This window comes from Pseudomonas akapageensis, assembly GCF_011355085.1.
In the GTDB taxonomy this organism is placed as follows: Bacteria; Pseudomonadota; Gammaproteobacteria; order Pseudomonadales; family Pseudomonadaceae; genus Aquipseudomonas; species Aquipseudomonas akapageensis.
The window spans coordinates 1-18,826 of record NZ_VXCP01000015.1 but is presented as its reverse complement, the minus strand read 5'-3'; the positions used below and the strand labels follow the sequence as shown (position 1 = coordinate 18,826).

The window sequence follows — 18,826 nt, the reverse complement described above, 5'->3', positions numbered from 1 at the left end:
AGATAATTAGAGCGAGTACCCTGACATGGGCAATATTCAGCAAGACACCATGCCGGTGATATGCGACTTGCATGACTTCGATCGAAGCTCCGGCAACCGCATGGAACGGTGGGTATTCAACCATCGCCCGTTGTTCATGCTGTTGATGGCGGCGATCACGCTGGTGCTGGGCTACATGATGGCAACCCGTCTGGAGTTGCGCCCCAGCTTCGAGAAGATGATTCCGCAGAGCCAGCCCTACATCCAGAATTTCCTGGAGAACCGCAAATCGTTGCGCGGCCTGGGGAGTTCGGTGCGCGTGGTGGTGGAAAACACCCAGGGCGACATTTTCGACCCCGAGTACCTGAGTGTGCTCAAGCAGGTCAACGATGAGCTGTTCCTCACCGAGGGTGTCGATCGCGCCTGGATGAAGTCGTTGTGGAGCCCAGCGGTACGCTGGACCGAAGCCACCGAGGAGGGTTTCCAGGGTGGCCCGGTGATGCCCGATAGCTACCAGGGCTCAGCAAAAGACATCGAGCAACTGCGCCAGAACATCAACCGCGCCGGCATCGTCGGCAGCCTGGTGGCCAGCGACTTCAAATCCACCATGCTGATCGTGCCGCTGCTGGACAAGGCATCGGCCACAGGGCAGGGCATCAACTACCATCAGTTCTCGCAGATGCTCGAAGAGCGCCTGCGCGACAAGATCGAGTTCGCCGGTGACAGCGCAGCGCGCAAGGCCGGAGAGGAAGGCGAGGGCAAGTACAAGGTCCGCGTGATCGGCTTCGCCAAGCTGGTGGGCGATCTGATCGACGGTCTGATCCAGGTGATGATGTTCTTCGGCCTGGCGGTGGTCACTTCGTTCGTCATTATCTACCTGTACACCCGATGCATCCGCAGCACCCTGTTGGTGATTTTCTGTTCGCTGACGGCGGTGGTCTGGCAGTTGGGCATCGTCGCCTGGCTGGGTTACGCCATCGATCCCTACTCGGTGCTGGTGCCTTTCCTGATCTTCGCCATCGGCGTGTCCCATGCGGCGCAGAAGATGAACGGGATCATGCAGGACATCGCCCGCGGCACGCACAAACTGATCGCGGCGCGCTACACCTTCCGCCGTCTGTTCATCGCCGGTGTCACCGCGCTGCTGGCCGATGCCGTCGGCTTCGCGGTACTGATGCTGATCGACATTCCGGTGATCCAGGACCTGGCCATCACCGCCAGTATCGGCGTGGCCGTGCTGATTTTTACCTCCCTGTTGCTGATGCCGGTGGCGCTGTCTTACATCGGTGTCGGCAGCAAGGCCGCCGCGCGTGCGCTGAAGATCGACACCCGTGCCGCCGAGCATCGCGGCTTCGGCAAGCTGTGGGACATGCTCGACCGTTTCACCACACCCAAGTGGGCCGTGGGTACTGTACTGGGTGCGTTGGTGCTGGGAACTGCCGGCTTTATGGTCAGCCAACATCTGAAGATCGGCGACCTCGACAGTGGCGCTCCGGAACTGCGTGCCGACTCGCGCTACAACCGCGACAACGCCTACATCACCAGCCACTACGCGCTGTCCAGCGACCTGTTCGCGGTGATGATCAAGACCGCGCCCGAAGGCTGCCTGAATTATCAGACGCTGATCCTGGCCGACCGCCTGGCCTGGGAGTTGCAGCAGTACCCGGGCGTGCAAGCCACTTCATCGTTGGTCAATGCGGTACGCCAGATCACCGCGGGTTCCTTCGAGGGTAACCCCAAGCTCAACAGCATCCAGCGTAACCAGAACGTGCTGAACTATGCCGCGCAACAGGCCTCGGTCAATGCGCCGGAATTGTTCAACACCGACTGTTCGGTGATGCCGGTAATCGCCTTCCTCAAGGACCACAAGGCCGAGACCCTGGATGCCGTGGTGGCCATTGCCGACAAGTTCGCCAAGGAAAACAGCAGCGACGATCGTCAATTCCTGCTGGCCGCCGGCACCGCCGGTATTGAAGCGGCGACCAACATCGTGGTGCGCGAAGCCAACCACACCATGCTGCTTTACGTGTACCTGGCCGTGACCCTGTTCTGCCTGATCACCTTCCGCAGCTGGCGGGCGACGCTGGTGGCGCTGCTGCCCCTGGTGCTCACCTCGATCCTCTGTGAAGCACTGATGGTGGCCATGGGCATCGGCGTGAAAGTCGCGACCCTGCCGGTCATCGCCCTGGGCGTCGGGATCGGCGTCGACTACGCCCTGTACCTGCTCAGCGTCCAGCTGCATTACCAGCGCCAAGGCATGTCGCTGTCCGATGCCTACCGCAATGCGGTGGCCTTCACTGGTCGGGTGGTCGGTCTGGTCGGCATCACCCTGGCTGCCGGTGTGGTGTGCTGGGCCTGGTCGCCAATCAAGTTCCAGGCCGACATGGGCATCCTGCTGACCTTCATGTTCCTGTGGAACATGCTCGGTGCGCTGATCCTCATCCCGGCACTGTCCTGGTTCCTGCTGCGCAAGGTCGGGTCCCAGCCGATCCAGGTCACCGCCTAGCCCATCGGACGTTTATTTACTGATCAGGGCATGTGCAATGCCCTGAATTTGACTGAGATAGAGAGCATGTCTGATTACAAAGCCCCCCTGCGCGACATTCGTTTCGTACTGAACGAGGTCTTTGAAGTATCCAAGCTGTGGGCCAGCCTGCCGGCCATGGCCGATGTAGTGGACGAAGACACCGCCAATGCCGTGCTCGAGGAAGCCGGCAAGGTCGCCGCAGGCCTCATTGCGCCGCTCAATCGTACTGGCGACGAAGAAGGCTGTTCCTGGACCGACGGCGCGGTGAAGACCCCGTCTGGCTTCCCCGAAGCCTACCGGGCGTTCGCCGAAGGGGGCTGGGTTGGCGTGGGTGGTGATCCGGTCTACGGCGGCATGGGCATGCCGAAGGTGATCGGCGCCCAGGTCGAGGAAATGGTCAACGGGGCCAATCTTTCCTTTGGCTTGTACCCGATGCTCACCGCCGGTGCGTGCCTGGCGATCAACGCCCATGCCAGCGAAGAACTGAAGGCCGCCTACCTGCCGAACATGTATGCCGGCGTCTGGACTGGCTCCATGTGCCTGACCGAATCCCATGCCGGTACCGACCTTGGCATCATCCGCACCCGCGCCGAACCTCAAGCCGACGGTTCCTACAAAGTCAGCGGCACCAAGATTTTCATCACCGGTGGCGAGCAGGACCTGACCGAGAACATCATCCACCTGGTGCTGGCCAAACTGCCGGACGCGCCGGCGGGGCCGAAGGGCATTTCGCTGTTCCTGGTGCCCAAGTTCCTGGTCAATGCCGACGGCAGCCTGGGCGCGCGCAACCCGGTCAACTGTGGTTCGATCGAGCACAAGATGGGCATCAAGGGCTCGTCTACCTGCGTGATGAACTTCGATGAAGCCGTTGGTTACCTCGTCGGCGAGCCGAACAAGGGCCTGGCGGCCATGTTCACCATGATGAACTACGAGCGCCTGGGTGTCGGTATCCAGGGCCTGGCCACGGGCGAGCGCTCTTACCAGAATGCCGTCGAGTATGCCCGCGACCGTCTGCAAAGCCGTGCGCCAACCGGCCCGCAAGCCAAGGACAAGGTGGCCGACCCGATCATTGCGCATCCGGACGTGCGCCGCATGCTGCTGACCATGAAAGCCAGCAACGAAGGCGGCCGGGCGTTCTCGACCTACGTGGCCATGCAACTCGATACCGCCAAATACAGCGAAGACCCGACCACGCGCAAACGCGCCGAAGACCTGGTGGCATTGTTGACCCCGGTGGCCAAGGCGTTTCTCACCGACCTGGGTCTGGAAACCACCATCCATGGTCAGCAGGTATTCGGCGGCCACGGTTACATTCGTGAGTGGGGCCAGGAGCAACTGGTGCGTGACGTGCGCATCACCCAGATCTACGAAGGCACCAACGGTATCCAGGCGCTGGACCTGGTCGGACGCAAGGTAGTCGGCAACGGCGGCGAGTCCTACAAGCTGTTCGCCGACGAGATTCGCCATTTCATCTTCACTGCGGGCGCCGAGCTGGCCGAGTTCGTCAAGCCGCTCAACGCCGCCCTGAACAACCTCGACGAGCTGACCGCCTGGGTACTGGACCGCTGCAAGACCAACCCGAACGAAATCGGCGCAGCGTCGGTGGAGTACTTGCAGGCCTTCGGTTACACCGCCTATGCCTACATGTGGGCGTTGATGGCCAGGACCGCCATGGGCAAGGAAACGCAGGACGACTTCTATGCCAGCAAGATGGGCATCGCGCGCTTCTACTTCGCGCGCCTGCTGCCGCGTGTCCATTCGTTGGCCGCGTCGGTCAAGGCCGGTAGCGAATCGCTGTACTTGCTCGATGCCGAGCAGTTCTGACCCCGAGAACTGGATGATCTCCACTAAACAGAATTAGGAAGACCACTGTGGCAACAACAAAAATAATTGCACCTGCGCAAGGCGCGTACAACTACCCCTTGTTGATCAAGAGCCTGTTGCTTTCGGGCGAGCGCTACGCACCCGAACAGGAAATCGTCTACGCCGACAAGCTGCGCTACAACTACCGGACGCTCAACGAGCGGATCAGGCAACTGGCCAACGCCCTGACCAACGCCGGCGTCAAAGCCGGTGATACGGTGGCGCTGCTTGATTGGGACAGCCACCGTTACCTGGAATGTTTCTTCGCCGTGCCGATGATTGGCGCGGTATTGCACACGGTCAATATCAGGCTGTCCCCGGAACAGGTGCTCTACACCATGAACCACGCCGAGGATGACCTGGTGCTGGTGCATGACGATTTCCTGCCCCTGGTCGAGCAGATCCAGGGTGAGCTGACGACCGTCAAAGGCTTTATCCAGCTCAGCGACAGCAACGCGAAACCGACCGAGCTGCCGGTGCTGGGCGAGTACGAAAGCCTGCTGGCGCAGGCAGCATGCCAGTTCGACTTCCCGGACTTCGATGAGAACTCGGTCGCGACCATTTTCTACACCACCGGCACCACCGGAAACCCCAAGGGCGTTTACTTCACGCACCGCCAATTGGTGCTGCATACCCTCAATGCCGTGGGTACGCTGGGTGTGTACCAGGGCTTGCCGTTGCTGCGCTCGGACGACGTGTACATGCCCATCACGCCGATGTTCCATGTGCATGCCTGGGGCGTGCCCTATGTCGCCACGCTGATGGGCATCAAACAGGTTTATCCGGGGCGCTACGAGCCTAATACCCTGGTCAGGTTGTACCGCGAAGAGAAGGTCAGCTTTTCCCATTGCGTGCCGACGATTCTGCAGATGATCCTGGGCTGCGACGAGGCGACGAACACTGACTTCGACGGCTGGAAAATGCTCCTCGGTGGCAGTGCCCTGACCCAGGGCATCGCGGCCCAGGCGACGGCCAGGGGCATGCGCGTCCATAGCGGCTACGGCATGTCCGAGACCTGCCCGTTGCTGTGCCTGACTCACCTGCGTGAAGCGGACCTGGAACAACCGGCGCAAGCACAACTGGCGGCTCGCACCAAGACCGGCGTTGCGGTGCCGATGGTCGATTTGCGCATTATCGATGCCAACGGCAACGAAGCGCCTCACGATGGCGTGGCCCAGGGTGAGATCGTGGTGCGTGCGCCCTGGTTGACCCAAGGCTACCTGAAGGAGCCGGAGCAGGGCGCGCAGCTCTGGGAGAATGGTTGGATGCACACCGGTGACATCGCTTCGATCGATGCCCTCGGTGTGGTGGAGATCAAGGACCGGATCAAAGACGTCATCAAGACGGGCGGGGAATGGATCAGTTCGCTGGATCTGGAAAACCTGATCAGCGAACACCCGGCCGTCGCTTCAGTTGCCGTGGTGGGCATTCCTGACCCGCAATGGGGCGAGCGCCCCGTTGCCCTGGTGGTTTGCGCTCCGGGACAGAGCATTGATCCGAAAATGCTGGAGGCCCATCTGCTCCAGTATGTTGAAAGTGGCCGCATCAACAAGTGGGCGATCCCCCGGCAGATCAGGATTGTGGCCGACATTCCCAAAACCAGTGTCGGGAAGATCAACAAGCGGCTGATCCGCGAACACGAACTGAGCCAACAGGCCCTGGAAACCTGCTGACGAGGGTACTTTTTTCCCCATGAACGACAAGGCCGGCATCGATGCCGGCCTTGTCGTTCATGGGGTGCGGGGTATGTCGAAACAGGCTCTCAAAACGGTTCGGCGATGTACTTGAATGGATAATCCATTGCCTTGTAACGACCGATCTTGCGTTTGGGCAGCTTGATCTTCGGTTGCTCGATCTTCTTGTAGGGGATCTGCTGCAGCAAGTGAGTGAGCAGGTTCAGCCGCACGCGCTTCTTGTCTTCGGAAGGGGCGACGTACCAGGGCGCCCATGGGGTGTCGGTGGCTTCGAACATCTCGTCACGGGCGCGGGTATAGTCGTCCCAGCGATCGTAGGAACGGATGTCCATGGGCGACAGCTTCCAGGTCTTGCGGCCGTCGGTGATGCGGTCTTCGAGGCGTCGCGTCTGCTCTTGCGGGCTGACTTCCAGCCAGTACTTGAGCAGGTAGGTACCGGAGTTGACCATCAGTTGCTCGAAACTGGGCGCCAGTTCGAGAAAACTGCGCACCTGTTTTTCGTCGCAAAACCCCATGACCCGCTCGACGCCGGCCCGGTTGTACCAACTGCGGTCGAAGATCACGACTTCACCGGCTGCCGGAAAGTGCGGCATGTAGCGCTGCAGGTACATCTGGCTTTTTTCCCGATCGGTGGGCGCCGGCAGTGCCACGACGCGGAAAATACGCGGGCTGACGCGCTCGGTCAGGGCCTTGATGGTCCCGCCTTTGCCAGCACCGTCGCGGCCTTCAAAGACGATAACGACCTTGGCCCCGGTCGCCACTACCCATTGCTGCAACTTGACCAGTTCGACGTGCAGTTTCTCGAGTTGTTTCTCGTAGTCCTTGCGGCCGAGCTTTTGCTCTTGTTTGGGGGCAGAATCGAGTTTGACGGATTTAGGTTTTTTCATCGCAATTCCTCAGCTTCCGTGTGCGTTCAAAGCGTCGGCGTTTCTTGATCCAAAACTGGCTTGTACAGCGTAGTCCAATATCGGAACGCTGAAGTCGAGGTTGGTCAGCCAGAGCAGCGTCGCCTGCATCGCTGGCAAGCCAGCGCCCACAGAGTTTTGTGTCGTTCAAAAATTTGTGGATCAAGGCTTTATCCACTGTGGGAGCTGGCTTGCCAGCGAGGCAGGCGATGCGGTTTGTCTGATTCACTATTTTTTACCGGACACCAATGATGCAGAGCGTGGGAACGAGAAGAAAGCACCCCGCTTGATGCGGCTTTTTATGCCAGCTTTAATTTTCTGTCGTGGCCGAGCTCACTGTTTTCGTCGAAGTCGATCCAGCGCAGCTACAAAACAGAAGACCAGCAAAGCGGTAATGGCTACCGAAAATACGCAGAGTCCCAGGAAGTAATATTTGTCCCAATTATCCCCTTGTATAACGCCTGTGTGCCTGGAAAAAATTTCATAAAGCGGGCCTTCTGGGAAGGTCAAAAAGGAGACTGTCAAGACAAGCGTGAATGTCGCGAATTCCGAAATCCATAGAATCGCATGCTTTATCGGTCGCATTAGTATACCTGCACTGTACCAAAGGCTTTTAATGTTGTCGTAGGGTTGAAGGTCGCAGTTTTCAATAATGCTTCCCTTAAAATCATGAAGTCAGAAGAGCGAGGTAGTGTTATGCATCCCTCGCTTACACCATTGTATCCGGCTGGATGTAATCGGAAATGCCCACGCTCTACGCTATCTATATAAGTTAAGTCATCTATGTTGGAGTCTTGTCGATACAGGGCGAACCATATACTCCGATCTGATCCGGATACGAGAGACGCGAAGGAATCTCGAATGCCGGTTATTAGACCACCACTTCCTCTCGTAACAATATAGTAGTTTCCGGGAGGAAGCGGTCCGATGCTTGGAGTTGAAACGGCATGGGGGTCATTTCGGCTGCTCTCCATTCCTGAGTAGGCAGGAAAAAAGCCCACCCCGGGACACGACAGCGTTGATAAGGCGCCTCCGTTCAAATGAAACGTGCACCTGATCATCGTTCGTTCCAGCTGTCTGAAAAAATGATATTACCGTCGCAGTGCTTCCATGTTATTTTTTCGTATCGGAGTGCCACCGCTTCGAGGTGGTTGTGCTTTTCCATTGTTGGGTTTTTACAGTCGTGCATCATGGGGTAAACAGATATAACGTTTACGTTTTCTAAAAGCATATTGAAGTATTCTTGTTCTTGCCCTGTATGATTGATGTTGTACCATTTTATTTCTGCTGATGTTAGCGTCTGCCCCTTTGCTACTGCCTTGTAGAGAAGGGGGCTGGAGCAATCGAATTCTTTTTCAAATGTCAGAGGGGCATGAATACGAGGGCCTGTGATTTTTCCTGTCATATTATCGGTCGGAAGGTATAGTCCATGCCCGAATCCGAGTATTTCTATACTTCCCTCTCGATCGGTAACATCTACAGATCCTTTAATGTCCAAACCGCCATCATCTTTCAACCATAAGTATGCTGGGATTGCCATTTTGAAAGTCCTTATCTAGAGAGGTTTTTGGTTTGTACTGCCGTTTCATAGAGAAGTGGCGGTATCATGTTTTCGACTGTGCCCGACATGCTGCATGGGGTAAGCCAGACATTTCCTTTAATGCATGCGGATAATTCTGTAGCAGCCAAGCTGTCGAACACCTTGAATTCAATGACAAGGCTCTGGCGTTTGCGATGATTCAAAGCGTGGGGTCAGCGCGGGCGCTGGTTGAGGCTCTGCTCGATAGCGTGAAGGCATAACGACTGACTCGTCGCTAAGCTCATTCCCACGCTCCGCGCCCACCGTTCTACAAAACACTCGATGAGCGCAGAGCGTGGGAACGAGAAGAGTGAGAAGAGCAGCTATGCTTTTCCTCGTTGGCAGAGGGCCACATTCTCATGAACGATTCCAATCCACTCCCGGAACCAGGTCGGATAGCGCACCGCGTGAAGGCGGGCGACCAGACCGGTTGGGCGCGCTGGATGCCGGGGCTGCAGACGCTGCGCCAATACCAATTGGCCTGGTTGCGGCACGACATCGTTGCCGGGCTGGTGCTGACCACGATGCTGGTGCCGGTCGGCATCGCCTACGCGCAAGCTTCGGGCCTCCCCGGCATCTATGGCCTCTACGCAACCATCGTCCCGCTGCTCGCCTACGCGTTGTGCGGGCCCAGTCGGATTCTCGTGCTGGGACCGGACTCTTCATTGGTGGCGGTAATCCTCGCCGTCGTCCTGCCGCTGTCCGGTGGCGACCCGCAGCGCGCGGTTGCCCTTGCCGGCATGATGGCAATCGTCTCGGGGGCGGTCTGCATCCTGGCCGGTGTAGCGCGTCTTGGCTTCGTCACCGAGCTGCTGTCCAAGCCGATCCGCTACGGGTACATGAACGGGATAGCCCTGACCGTATTGATCAGCCAACTGCCCAAGCTGTTCGGCTTTTCGATCGACAGCGACGGCCCCTTGAGAAACATATGGGCCATTGTCACGGCGGTGATGGAGGGCAAGACCAACTTGACCACCTTCATGGTCGGTGCTGCCACCCTGGCGGTGATCCTGCTGCTCAAGGGCTACAAGCGCGTGCCGGGCATTCTGATCGCCGTGGCGGGGGCGACCGTCGCGGTGGGTGTGCTGGACCTCGCCGCACGTGCCGGGGTGTCGGTCCTCGGCAAGCTTCCGCAAGGATTGCCGGCGTTCGCCATCCCCTGGATCACTACCGCCGATATCGTCCCCGTCCTGATGGGCGGTGGCGCCGTGGCCCTGATCTCGTTTGCCGACACCAGCGTCCTCTCGCGTGTCTATGCGGCGCGGACCCGTACCTATGTCGACCCCAACCAGGAGATGGTGGGGCTTGGTATCGCCAACCTGGCCGCTGGATTTTTCCAGGGCTTTCCCATATCCAGCAGTTCGTCCCGCACCCCCGTGGCCGAAGCAGCAGGGTCCAAAACCCAGCTGACCGGCGTCGTCGGCGCGTTGGCCGTGGCCTTGCTGCTGGTGGTGGCACCCAATCTGCTGCAGTACCTGCCTACCAGCGCACTGGCGGCGGTGGTGATTGCTTCGGCCATCGGTTTGTTCGAGTTCAGCGACCTGCGGCGGATTTATCGCATCCAGCGCTGGGAGTTCTGGTTGTCGATCGCCTGTACGGTGGGCGTGGCCGTGTTTGGTGCGATTCAGGGCATTGGCCTGGCGATCGTGATTGCCGTCATCGAATTCCTGTGGGATGGCTGGCGTCCGTATTCCGCGGTGCTGGGACGCGTGCAGGGTATCAAGGGCTACCATGACACCCAGCGTTATCCCGACGCGCGCCTGATTCCCGGGCTGGTGCTGTTTCGCTGGGATGCGCCCTTGTTCTTCGCCAATGCCGAGCTGTTCCAGGACCGCCTGCTGGATGCCGTGGCGGCATCGCCCACACCCGTGCGTTGTCTGGTGGTTGCGGCTGAGCCGGTCACCAGCGTGGATGTGACCAGCGCCGACATGCTGGTGGAACTGGTCGGGACCCTGCACGCCGCTGAGATTGAGTTGTGCATTGCCGAAATGAAAGACCCGGTCAAGGACAAGCTCAAGCGCTTCGGACTTTTCGCGAGGCTGGGCGAACAGGCGTTTTTCCCGACCATAGGTACCGCTGTCGACAGCTACGTGTTGACCCATGGGGTGGATTGGGACGAAGAGGATCGCTGAGCGATACGAATAAAGCGTCCGTATCCTGCAATACGGACGCCGGGTTAAACCCTCAAAATTCAAGCCTGCGCCAGCGCATCCCCATGCCCATCCGAGACCCTGTCGCGCACGGCGCGATACAGCAGGCTGGAAACCATGAAGCCGATCACCGCCAGCACGCACATCAGACTGAACACATAGTTGTAACCCTGCTGACCGGGGAAATGGTCGAGGATCGAACCATAGATCATGTAGGCGAACATGCCGGGTGCATAGCCGATCAGGCAGCCGATGCCGAAGGCTGAACCTGTGATGTGCTGGGGAATCCCGACTTCGCTCATGGGCGCCCAGAACACACCGCGCATGGTGAAGACGATGAACGCAAAGCACAGGGTGCCGGCCATGCCTGCATAGATGAAGCTTTGTCCTTTTGGCATCAGCAAGATCATCGCCATGATGGGCAGCAGCGCCAGGAACGACCACTTCAGGTAACGGGAAGGGCTCTTGAAGCGTTTGTCCGCCATGAAGCCGCCGGCAGGTCCTCCCAGAACCTTGAGGAAGTACTGATTGATGATGCCGTAGGCGCCGACCAGGGCAACCGGCAATCCATAGATATCTTTCAGGTAAGGAATGAAATAGGTCAGGCCGCAGTACACGATGTAGACCATGAACACATTCAGGCTGACCAGCCAGATGCCAGGTACCTTGATGGCTTCGAGCAGACCCGACAGGCCGGACTTCTGACTGGTTTCAGGTTGGCTCTTGCCATCCTTGAGCAGGAACCAGGTGAGAATGCCGGCGACGATGTCGATCAGCGAATAAAACAGGATGGCCGACTTCAGCCCGGTTTCGCCTGAGCCCATGGCCACGAACACACCCAGGGCAGAGAAGGCCACGAGTGTATCGACAACGCCACGACCACCTTCCAGGAAACCGAACATCCGCCCCTGCTCGCCGTCGCTTCCCAGGTTGCGGATGGCCTTGAGCAAGGCCGGCCAATAGATGCAGTCGGCACAGATCGCCAGCAGGCTGAATACGATCAGCAGCATGTTGAAGCCGGGGAAGGTGGCCAGGTAGAGCCCCAGGCTGCCGGTACCGATCAGCCCCAGGGGGATCAACTTGCGCGTGTCGAAGCGATCAGCGAGGAAGCCACCGACGACAAACAGGCAAGTGGCGATGATTGCGTTGGCACTGAGCAGCGTGCCGATCTGCGTGTGGCTCAGCCCCATGTATTCCTGCATGGGTATGTAGAAGGCGTCTTTGAGATTCGCCAGTTTGTAGATGGTTCCTCCGCCGAGAATGAGGATGAGGAATCTGAGCCATTTGGCTTTGGCCTGTGCTGTCATTTTTGTTCTCCACAGATATCAGGGTTGTGTCTGCAAATGCTGGGTGGTGTCAGCTGCTGGCCAGCGTCAGTTCGGCCAGGACTTTCAATTCGCCGAGCAGGTCGCGTACATGCCGAACCTGGTTGTTCGCCCAGCGCTGTTCCCCGCTCATCATTCGGTCTGCGGTGTAACCCGGGGGCAGCGCCGTTTCGCTCATTTCCCGGTAAGCGATGAAGGGGTCCTGTTCTTCCACCGACTGGCGGAAAGCGGGGGCGATGTAGTGGTTTTCCTGTTCCAGGATGAAGGCGATCACCTGTGGGGCTTGCTCACCGAGCATCAACAGCTCGAACAGCATGCGCGCGCCGGGCAGGTCGTCTTCGTCGCTGCCTTGCAGCACACCGTAATGGCCGAAACCGTTCTGCTCGGGGACGATGCGTACCCCTTTGAGATGAACCTGGCGGATATGCGGAGCCAGCGCCTGCAGAGCCGGCAATGGCTGTTCGCAGGCGTTGATCATGTTGCCGAAGTCGAACAGAGCGTGCAGGCGCGGGTGGTCGAGACGGTTGAGCAGCTCAGCGATTTCGAAGCTCTTCAGTTCTTCGTGCTGCTCGAAGTCGAAATACAGATCGTGCAGGTCCGCCTGCTGGGCCAGGTAATGCAGATCGGACTCGATAAGGTCCATGACCCGTGAGAGGTGGCCTTCATAACGCGAATAGACACGGATGTTACGCGTGCCTATGGCTCTGGCGATGGCGATGACCTGGTCCACATCCTCTTTGCGTGTGCTGCTGATTTCCAGATGCACATCCAGCCCCAGCGCCGAGGCTTTGCCGGCAAAGTCCCGCAGTTGCTGCGAGCCCATCTGGCTCAGGCTGTTCTGTTCGCCATCGAGTACATGCAGGCTGAGGCCTGCGAGCTCGTGACGCCAGGCGAAGTCCAGGAGGTCACCGGGTGTGAGGCGACCCTGGGTGAGGTTGGTCAGAAAGGGGTAGCCATGGGCGAACAGGCGAAGGCTCTCCAGCCTGTCGATCAGTTTGCGGGCAAGTTGCGGGGTCAGCGCGGGAGGCGGATGGTCGCCACGGACTTTGTTGCTTAGCAGGGCATTGAAGCGTGCCTGGATACAGTTCATTAGAGTTATTCCTGATGCAGGCCTCTGACGGGCCGGTGACGCCTTTATCGCACCAGGCTGGAGCTATCGATATATCCATTATTTTTTAGTTTTTATGACCACTTTGCCGCCTGAGGCTGCGGTGCGAGTGGCGCGTTCGACGAAGTCCTTTGGAAAATCCATCGGGCTCAGAGTGTGTAACCCATCTTCAGCAGCGCCTGGGCCAGGGCTTCGACCTTGTCCCCGGCCTGATCCTCAGGCGTGCCGGCAAAGCCGATCAGCAGGCCGGGTGGCAGGTAGCGCTCCATGCAGTAGTCGCTCAGTGCATAGGTGTGGGTCTGATATCGGGCCAGCTCCTGGGCGATGAATTGATCATCCAGTTCGGGTGCCAGCCAGCCAATCAGATGCATGCCAGCATCCACCGGCTTGAGTTGCATGAAATTGCCCACGCGCTGTTGCAGCTTGTCCAACAGACAAGCCTGTCGAGCCTGGTAGAGGCTGCGCATGCGGCGGATATGACCGAGGAAATGGCCTTCGCTCATGAAGTCGGCGGTGGCTGCCTGGAGCAGGGTGGAAGGGCTGCGATCCATGACCGCGCGCATGGCGCAGAAGGGCCCGACCAGCGCCTCCGGGAGTATCACGTAGCCCAGGCGCAAGGAGGGGTAGAGGACCTTGCTGAACGTGCCGACGTGGATGACCCGTGCCCACTGGTCCATTGCATAGAGCGATGGTTGCGGACGACTCTGGTAGCGGAACTCGCTGTCGCAGTCATCTTCGATGATCCAGCTGTGGTTGCGACTGGCCCACTCGATCAGCTCCAGTCGCCGCGCGTAACTCATGCTGATGCCCAGGGGGTGTTGCCGTGAAGGGGTGGTGAACGCCAGGCGCGCCTCGGGGCATTCACGCAAGCCTTGTTGCACGTCGATGCCCTGTGCGTCGATGCGCAACGGGACGATCCGGCAACCCTGGGCCTGGAGAGCGATGCGTGCGGCAATATGGCCGGGATCCTCCATCCAGATGCTGTCTTGTGGATCGAGCAGCAGCATGCCCAGCAGATTGAAGGCCTGCTGGGCCCCGGAGACGATGACCACCTGTTCGGCGCTGCAGTCGATGCCGCGTGCGTCATAGACGTATTTGGCAATTTCCTCGCGCAGCCGAAGCAGTCCCTTCACTTCGCCATAGCCAAGCATGGCCTTGGTCGACTGGCGCAGATGACGGTTGATCAGGCGCCTCCAGACATGCAGCGGAAAGGCATCGAACGCAGGGTGGCTGGGCAGGAACGAGGTCGGGCAGTCGGGTTCCCAGGCGGCGTATGAAATACCACTGAAGTGGTCGCTGCGCAGGGACAGCACGGACTGGCTCAGGGTCGACAGCCGAGGGGGCTTGCGCGGTTCGTCGACGGCTGTGCCGCGACCTTCCCATTCGGCGCAGACAAAGGTGCCCGAGCCGGTGCGCGTTGTCAGGAAGCCTTCGGCGGTCAACAGGTCGAAGGCATTGAGGATGGTAATCCGGGACAAGTCCTGTTCTTTGCACAGGGTGCGCGTCGAGGGCAGGCGAGTGCCTCCCGGCAGCCTGCCTGCGAGAATCTGCTGGCGGATTTGCAAGTAGAGCTGGCGATACAGGGGGACCGAACCCGTGCGGTCCAACTCGATACCTGTCAGCAGTCTGCCACCGGATAACTTCACCCTGTCATTACCTCTATTGTTTTTCGCTTGCCTTGGCACTGGCAGTGCGCATTATGTAGCCTCTGCTGCATAGAGGAAAACGAGCAGGACATGAAGACTCAGAGTCTCTTCGATACGCCGGATGACACCTTGTTCCCAGTCGGCCAGCGCCCTGACCTGCGTGTCGGTTTCGTACTGATCGAACAATTCACCCTGACCCCCGTTGCCGGTTTCGTCGATTCCTTGCGTTTCGCCGCTGACAAGTCCTTCGACAGTCGGCAGATCTTCTGCCAATGGGACTGGATGACCGTGAGCGGTCAGCCGGTTACTGCCAGTTGCGGGTTGCCGATCGCGCCGACCCGTCTGCTCGATCCGGAAGTCGAGTACGACTACGTGGTACTGGCCGGTGGGCTGCTATCGGGCGTACTCAATCCCGCGCCGCAACTGCTCGACTATATTCACCGCCTGCATGAGCGCAAGGTTCCGATCATCGCGCTGTGCGCGTCCTATTTCACCCTTGGCCTGGCCGGTTTGCTCAAGGGGCGGCGTTGTGCGGTGCACTTCACTGTGCGCGACAAATTTGCCGCCATGTTTCCCGACACGCGCATCGTGGTCGACAAAAGCTATGTCGAGGACGACGGCTTGTTCACCTGCCCCGGTGGCACCGCGTTCGACCTGGCGGCGGAAATCATCAGTCGCCATTGTGGCAAGCGGCGGGCGCAAAAAGGGTTGGAGTATTTACTGGTGGATGACGAAGAGGTCGAGCACCGCGTCGGTAACAGCGAAACCGCGGCTGTGCATGTCTATGAGGATCCACTGGTGCAACGGGCAATCGACCATATGAAGGTCAACCTCGAACGCCATTGCACGCTCAAGGACCTGGCCAGCCAACTGGGCAGCAATGAACGCCAACTGCATCGCGCCTTCATGCTCAACGCCGATCTGCCCCCTGCGCAGTACTGGCGCAAGCTGCGTCTGCAACACGCACGCAAGCTGCTCAGCGATACCAGTTTGCACGTGACGCAGATTGCCTATGCGACGGGCTTCTCCGACGCTTCGCATTTCATTCAGCAATTTCGCAAGCAATATGGCGAAACGCCCAGCCTGTTCCGAAAACTTCGGCACAAGGCTGAGCGGTTGATGTAGCAGGGCAGGGGATCAGGTTTAGCGGGCGTAGCGCGGGTTGGTTTCCGGCGCCCACAACTGGCAGACCACGGCACCGATGACCAGTGCCGCCACACAGGCGCCGATGGCGACCGGAGCACCGAATCGGTCCATCGCCACCGGTAGCAGGAAGGTGCAGGACGCGGCGCCGATACGGCTGGCGGCAACCGAGAGGCCAACACCCGAAGCTCGCAGCTCCGTGGGGAACAGTTCACTGGTGTAAGCGAACTCCAGCACGCCCGAGGCTGCCATGACGAACGCGAACACGGCAAATACGCCAATCACATAGTGGGCCGGCATGCCACTCCAGGTCGCCAGGACGAACAGTGCAATGGCATTGATGGTGAAGGTGCCGATCAGAAACGCCCGGCGCGTCAGGAAGTTGATCAGCAGCAGGCCGATGACCGAGCCGGCCAGCAGAAAGATGTTGTAGACCAGGCCGCCGGTGTAGCTGTCCTCCACTTTTAGTGCCGTGAAAATGCGCGGGATAAAGGTGCTCATGGCAAAGTACGGGATCACCTGGCAGGTGTAGAACACTGCGCCGACCAGGGTGTTGCGCCGCCATTTGCGACTGAACAGCTGGCTCCACGATGCCTTGACTTCGTCCTTGGCAACCTCCGGCAACTCAAGGCCGCCCAGTCGTTCGATCACTGCCTGCGCTTCTTTATTGCGACCCTTCTTCATCAGCCAGAGTGGTGACTCCGGCGTGCCCTGGCGAATCAGCAAGACCAATAGAGAAGGCACTGCGCTACTGAACAGGATCCAGCGCCAGGCGTCATCACCCAGGGACTGCAACATGTAACCGACGACATAGGCGATGGTGAAACCGAGCGTCCAGGCCACTGCCATCAATGCCAACAATGGCCCGCGTACTCTGCGCGGTACCAGTTCGGCCACCAGCGACACTCCGACGACGAAGTCGGAGCCCAGCGCCAGACCCAGCAGTAGTCGCAAGACCAGAAGTTGCGAAGCGTCCTGGGCGAAGAACTGGGCAACCGATACCAGGCAGAACAGCGCCATGTTCCAGCGGTAAATGTTTTTCCGGCCGTAGCGGTCTGCCAGTGGTCCGGTCAGCAGGCTGCCGAGGAACAGTCCGATCAGTGCGGCGCCGCCGAGCAGGCCGAGCCAGAAGGCATCCAGGCCCAGAGGCGTGGTGGCAAGGCTGATGGCAATGCCGATGATGCCGAGCACGTAGCCATCGCAGAACTGACCGCCGACGCCACCGGCGGCGGCTTTGATATGTAGAGCGCGTAGGGGGGAGCGATCGAAGGAACTGGCATTCGATGCAGCGACGTTTTCCATGGTAATGACCCTGGTTGTTTTTATTGGTTGGATAACGAGCTTGTTTGAGGTTTAGCGTCCGCAGACGAACGCCGAGACATTGTTCAGTGCGGCATCGAGCAGGCCTTGCATGGCCTCGACGCTGCTCCAGGCAACATGGGGGTTGAGGATCAGGTTGTGGGTGCTGGCGAGCTGCAAGAGCGGTTCGTCCAGACGAATCGGTTCATGGGTCACGACATCCAGCGCCGCCCCGGCGATCTCGCCGCTTTGCAGTGCCCAGATCAGGTCAGGTTCGTGAATGATGGCGCCCCGTGCTGTATTGATCAGCACGGCATTGGCTTTCATCCACTGGAATTGTTCGCGGCCGATCAGGTGGCGAGTCTGGGGCGTGAGCGGGCAGTTGATCGAGACCACGTCACTGGATGCCAACAATTGTTGGAGGGGTAGGTACTGTTCACCCTGGTAGTGGCCGTCGCGATCATGAAAGCGCACGACCATCTCCAGTCGTGTGGCCAGTTCCGCCAGACGCAGGGCGATCGGACCATGGCCGATGATGCCGAGCACTTTGCCGCGCAGATCAAAGATCGGAAAATCGAAATAGGCACTGCGCATGGGGCCGCCGCGTTCGCGCTCGCTCAGCAGCAACTGATGATAACGAGCGACGTTGCGCATCAGGGCGAAGATCATCGCCAGTGCGTGCTCGGCCACCGCATGGGTGCCGTAGCCGGGAACACTGGCAACCTGGATACCTCGTTGGCGGCAATACTCCATATCCACCGCGTCAGTGCCGGTCATTGCCAACGAGATCATTTGCAAGGAGGTTAGTTGCTCAAGCTGCTGCACTGTAATCGGCACTCCGCTGGAGATGGCGATCGTGGCATTCTTCAAATGCGCGACCATGTCCTGGGGCGCTGTATAGCCATGGGTGGTCCAGCGGTGCGGGAATGGCAGCTCTTTAATGGTCACGCTCTCGGCGAAACCGTCACGGTCCAGGAATACGACGTCATGCAACATGAACACCTCGCGAGGCTATAGAGAGAAGAACCGGGTCGAGCGGTCGGCATGGACTCAGATAACGGCCCAGGCCTGGATTTCCAGCTTGTAGCGAGCATCGGCGAGTTCGGCGCCGACGCAGGCCCGGGCCGGTGGATTGAGCGGATCGATCCAGGCGTCGTAGATTTCGTTCATCGCCGCGAAGTCGTGCATGCTGGCGAGCCAGATCTGTATGCGGGTGAGGTGGGACTTGTTCGCCTGTGCCAGGGCCAGGACGTCCTCCAGTTGCTGCAGGACGTCGCGGGTCTGTTCGGCAATGCCCTGGCTCGGATCGCGAGCGACGAAGCCGGCTGTCTCGATCCGGCCATCGTGGATCACGCATTGGCTATAACGTGCATTCACACCCAGTCGCTCTATTTTCACGCTGGCACCTCTTGTTGTGATTGTTATGAAGTGTGCAGCCACTGAGGGGTGGCAACGGCGCAGAGTGTGCTGCTGGCCGTGCAAGGCGAGCTAGGAAGAAAATGACGATTAGCAGTAGAAATCGGCATTGCCCAAAAGAGAGGAGGAGTTGAGCGTTTTTTGAGCAATAACAGCTGATTTCAATAACTCGCAAATTAACCCTTGACGCCC

The 18,826-nt window shown here is 59.2% G+C and carries 14 protein-coding genes; 5 read left to right on the top strand and 9 right to left on the bottom strand.

The features are described from left to right. Positions 1-25: 25 nt before the first annotated feature. The 3 genes from F2S13_RS11790 to F2S13_RS11780 all read left to right on the top strand — a co-directional run bounded on the left by F2S13_RS11790 (position 26) and on the right by F2S13_RS11780 (position 6,042). Complete coding sequence (locus F2S13_RS11790; RefSeq protein ID WP_166360877.1) at positions 26-2,485, top strand: efflux RND transporter permease subunit; 2,460 nt, start codon at positions 26-28, stop codon at positions 2,483-2,485. A 66-nt stretch (positions 2,486-2,551) separates the two neighbouring features. Continuing rightward, positions 2,552-4,330, top strand: coding sequence for an acyl-CoA dehydrogenase C-terminal domain-containing protein (locus F2S13_RS11785; protein ID WP_166360876.1), 1,779 nt, complete (start codon positions 2,552-2,554; stop codon positions 4,328-4,330). A gap of 47 nt (positions 4,331-4,377) precedes the next feature. Continuing rightward, a complete protein-coding gene (locus tag F2S13_RS11780) occupies positions 4,378-6,042 on the top strand; it encodes a long-chain-fatty-acid--CoA ligase (RefSeq protein WP_166360875.1) in 1,665 nt (554 codons plus the stop codon). A gap of 89 nt (positions 6,043-6,131) precedes the next feature. Here F2S13_RS11780 and ppk2 read toward each other — a convergent pair whose 3' ends face one another. The 3 genes from ppk2 to F2S13_RS11765 all read right to left on the bottom strand — a co-directional run bounded on the left by ppk2 (position 6,132) and on the right by F2S13_RS11765 (position 8,508). Then, the gene (gene ppk2, locus F2S13_RS11775; protein ID WP_166360874.1) at positions 6,132-6,950 is read right to left on the bottom strand and encodes a polyphosphate kinase 2; all 819 of its coding nucleotides are present in this window, start codon (positions 6,948-6,950) and stop codon (positions 6,132-6,134) included. Between the two features lie 602 nt (positions 6,951-7,552). Further along, positions 7,553-8,029, bottom strand: coding sequence for a DUF2778 domain-containing protein (locus tag F2S13_RS29800; protein ID WP_166360873.1), 477 nt, complete (start codon positions 8,027-8,029; stop codon positions 7,553-7,555). Then, entirely contained in the window at positions 8,026-8,508 is a 483-nt protein-coding gene (locus F2S13_RS11765; RefSeq protein WP_166360872.1) for an Hcp family type VI secretion system effector, read from the bottom strand. The genes F2S13_RS29800 and F2S13_RS11765 overlap by 4 nt, the downstream gene beginning before the upstream one ends. A gap of 398 nt (positions 8,509-8,906) precedes the next feature. Here F2S13_RS11765 and F2S13_RS11760 point away from each other — a divergent pair, with 398 nt between their 5' ends. Beyond that, entirely contained in the window at positions 8,907-10,679 is a 1,773-nt protein-coding gene (locus tag F2S13_RS11760) for a SulP family inorganic anion transporter (protein WP_166360871.1), read from the top strand. Positions 10,680-10,738: 59 nt separating this feature from the next. Here F2S13_RS11760 and F2S13_RS11755 read toward each other — a convergent pair whose 3' ends face one another. The 3 genes from F2S13_RS11755 to pdxR form a co-directional block, all read right to left on the bottom strand. Next, positions 10,739-12,004, bottom strand: a complete 1,266-nt coding sequence (locus F2S13_RS11755; RefSeq protein ID WP_166360870.1) for an MFS transporter — start codon at positions 12,002-12,004, stop codon at positions 10,739-10,741. Positions 12,005-12,053: 49 nt separating this feature from the next. Next, positions 12,054-13,112, bottom strand: coding sequence for a sugar phosphate isomerase/epimerase family protein (locus F2S13_RS11750; RefSeq protein ID WP_166360869.1), 1,059 nt, complete (start codon positions 13,110-13,112; stop codon positions 12,054-12,056). A 167-nt stretch (positions 13,113-13,279) separates the two neighbouring features. Continuing rightward, entirely contained in the window at positions 13,280-14,776 is a 1,497-nt protein-coding gene (gene pdxR, locus F2S13_RS11745) for a MocR-like pyridoxine biosynthesis transcription factor PdxR (RefSeq protein ID WP_166360868.1), read from the bottom strand. A gap of 90 nt (positions 14,777-14,866) precedes the next feature. Here pdxR and F2S13_RS11740 point away from each other — a divergent pair, with 90 nt between their 5' ends. After that, on the top strand, positions 14,867-15,901 hold the full coding sequence (locus F2S13_RS11740) for a GlxA family transcriptional regulator (protein ID WP_166360867.1): 1,035 nt from the start codon (positions 14,867-14,869) through the stop codon (positions 15,899-15,901). Positions 15,902-15,919: 18 nt separating this feature from the next. Here F2S13_RS11740 and F2S13_RS11735 read toward each other — a convergent pair whose 3' ends face one another. The 3 genes from F2S13_RS11735 to F2S13_RS11725 are packed head-to-tail and all read right to left on the bottom strand — an operon-like array spanning position 15,920 to position 18,616. Further along, positions 15,920-17,221, bottom strand: coding sequence for an MFS transporter (locus F2S13_RS11735; protein ID WP_166360866.1), 1,302 nt, complete (start codon positions 17,219-17,221; stop codon positions 15,920-15,922). A 51-nt stretch (positions 17,222-17,272) separates the two neighbouring features. Next, a complete protein-coding gene (locus F2S13_RS11730; RefSeq protein WP_166360865.1) occupies positions 17,273-18,214 on the bottom strand; it encodes an NAD(P)-dependent oxidoreductase in 942 nt (313 codons plus the stop codon). 54 nt (positions 18,215-18,268) lie between these two features. Next, positions 18,269-18,616 (bottom strand): RidA family protein, encoded by a 348-nt coding sequence (locus tag F2S13_RS11725; protein ID WP_343047421.1) that lies wholly within the window; start codon positions 18,614-18,616, stop codon positions 18,269-18,271. Positions 18,617-18,826: the final 210 nt, after the last annotated feature.

Excerpts from the sequence above, each read along its gene's own strand:
- F2S13_RS11750 (WP_166360869.1), bottom strand. The coding sequence starts at position 13,112 with ATGAACTGTATCCAGGCACGCTTCAATGCCCTGCTAAGCAACAAAGTC.
- F2S13_RS11760 (WP_166360871.1), top strand. The coding sequence starts at position 8,907 with ATGAACGATTCCAATCCACTCCCGGAACCAGGTCGGATAGCGCACCGC.
- F2S13_RS11785 (WP_166360876.1), top strand. The coding sequence starts at position 2,552 with ATGTCTGATTACAAAGCCCCCCTGCGCGACATTCGTTTCGTACTGAAC.
- F2S13_RS11730 (WP_166360865.1), bottom strand. The coding sequence starts at position 18,214 with ATGTTGCATGACGTCGTATTCCTGGACCGTGACGGTTTCGCCGAGAGC.
- F2S13_RS11740 (WP_166360867.1), top strand. The coding sequence starts at position 14,867 with ATGAAGACTCAGAGTCTCTTCGATACGCCGGATGACACCTTGTTCCCA.
- F2S13_RS11755 (WP_166360870.1), bottom strand. The coding sequence starts at position 12,004 with ATGACAGCACAGGCCAAAGCCAAATGGCTCAGATTCCTCATCCTCATT.
- F2S13_RS29800 (WP_166360873.1), bottom strand. The coding sequence starts at position 8,029 with ATGATCAGGTGCACGTTTCATTTGAACGGAGGCGCCTTATCAACGCTG.
- ppk2 (WP_166360874.1), bottom strand. The coding sequence starts at position 6,950 with ATGAAAAAACCTAAATCCGTCAAACTCGATTCTGCCCCCAAACAAGAG.
- F2S13_RS11765 (WP_166360872.1), bottom strand. The coding sequence starts at position 8,508 with ATGGCAATCCCAGCATACTTATGGTTGAAAGATGATGGCGGTTTGGAC.
- F2S13_RS11735 (WP_166360866.1), bottom strand. The coding sequence starts at position 17,221 with ATGGAAAACGTCGCTGCATCGAATGCCAGTTCCTTCGATCGCTCCCCC.
- F2S13_RS11790 (WP_166360877.1), top strand. The coding sequence starts at position 26 with ATGGGCAATATTCAGCAAGACACCATGCCGGTGATATGCGACTTGCAT.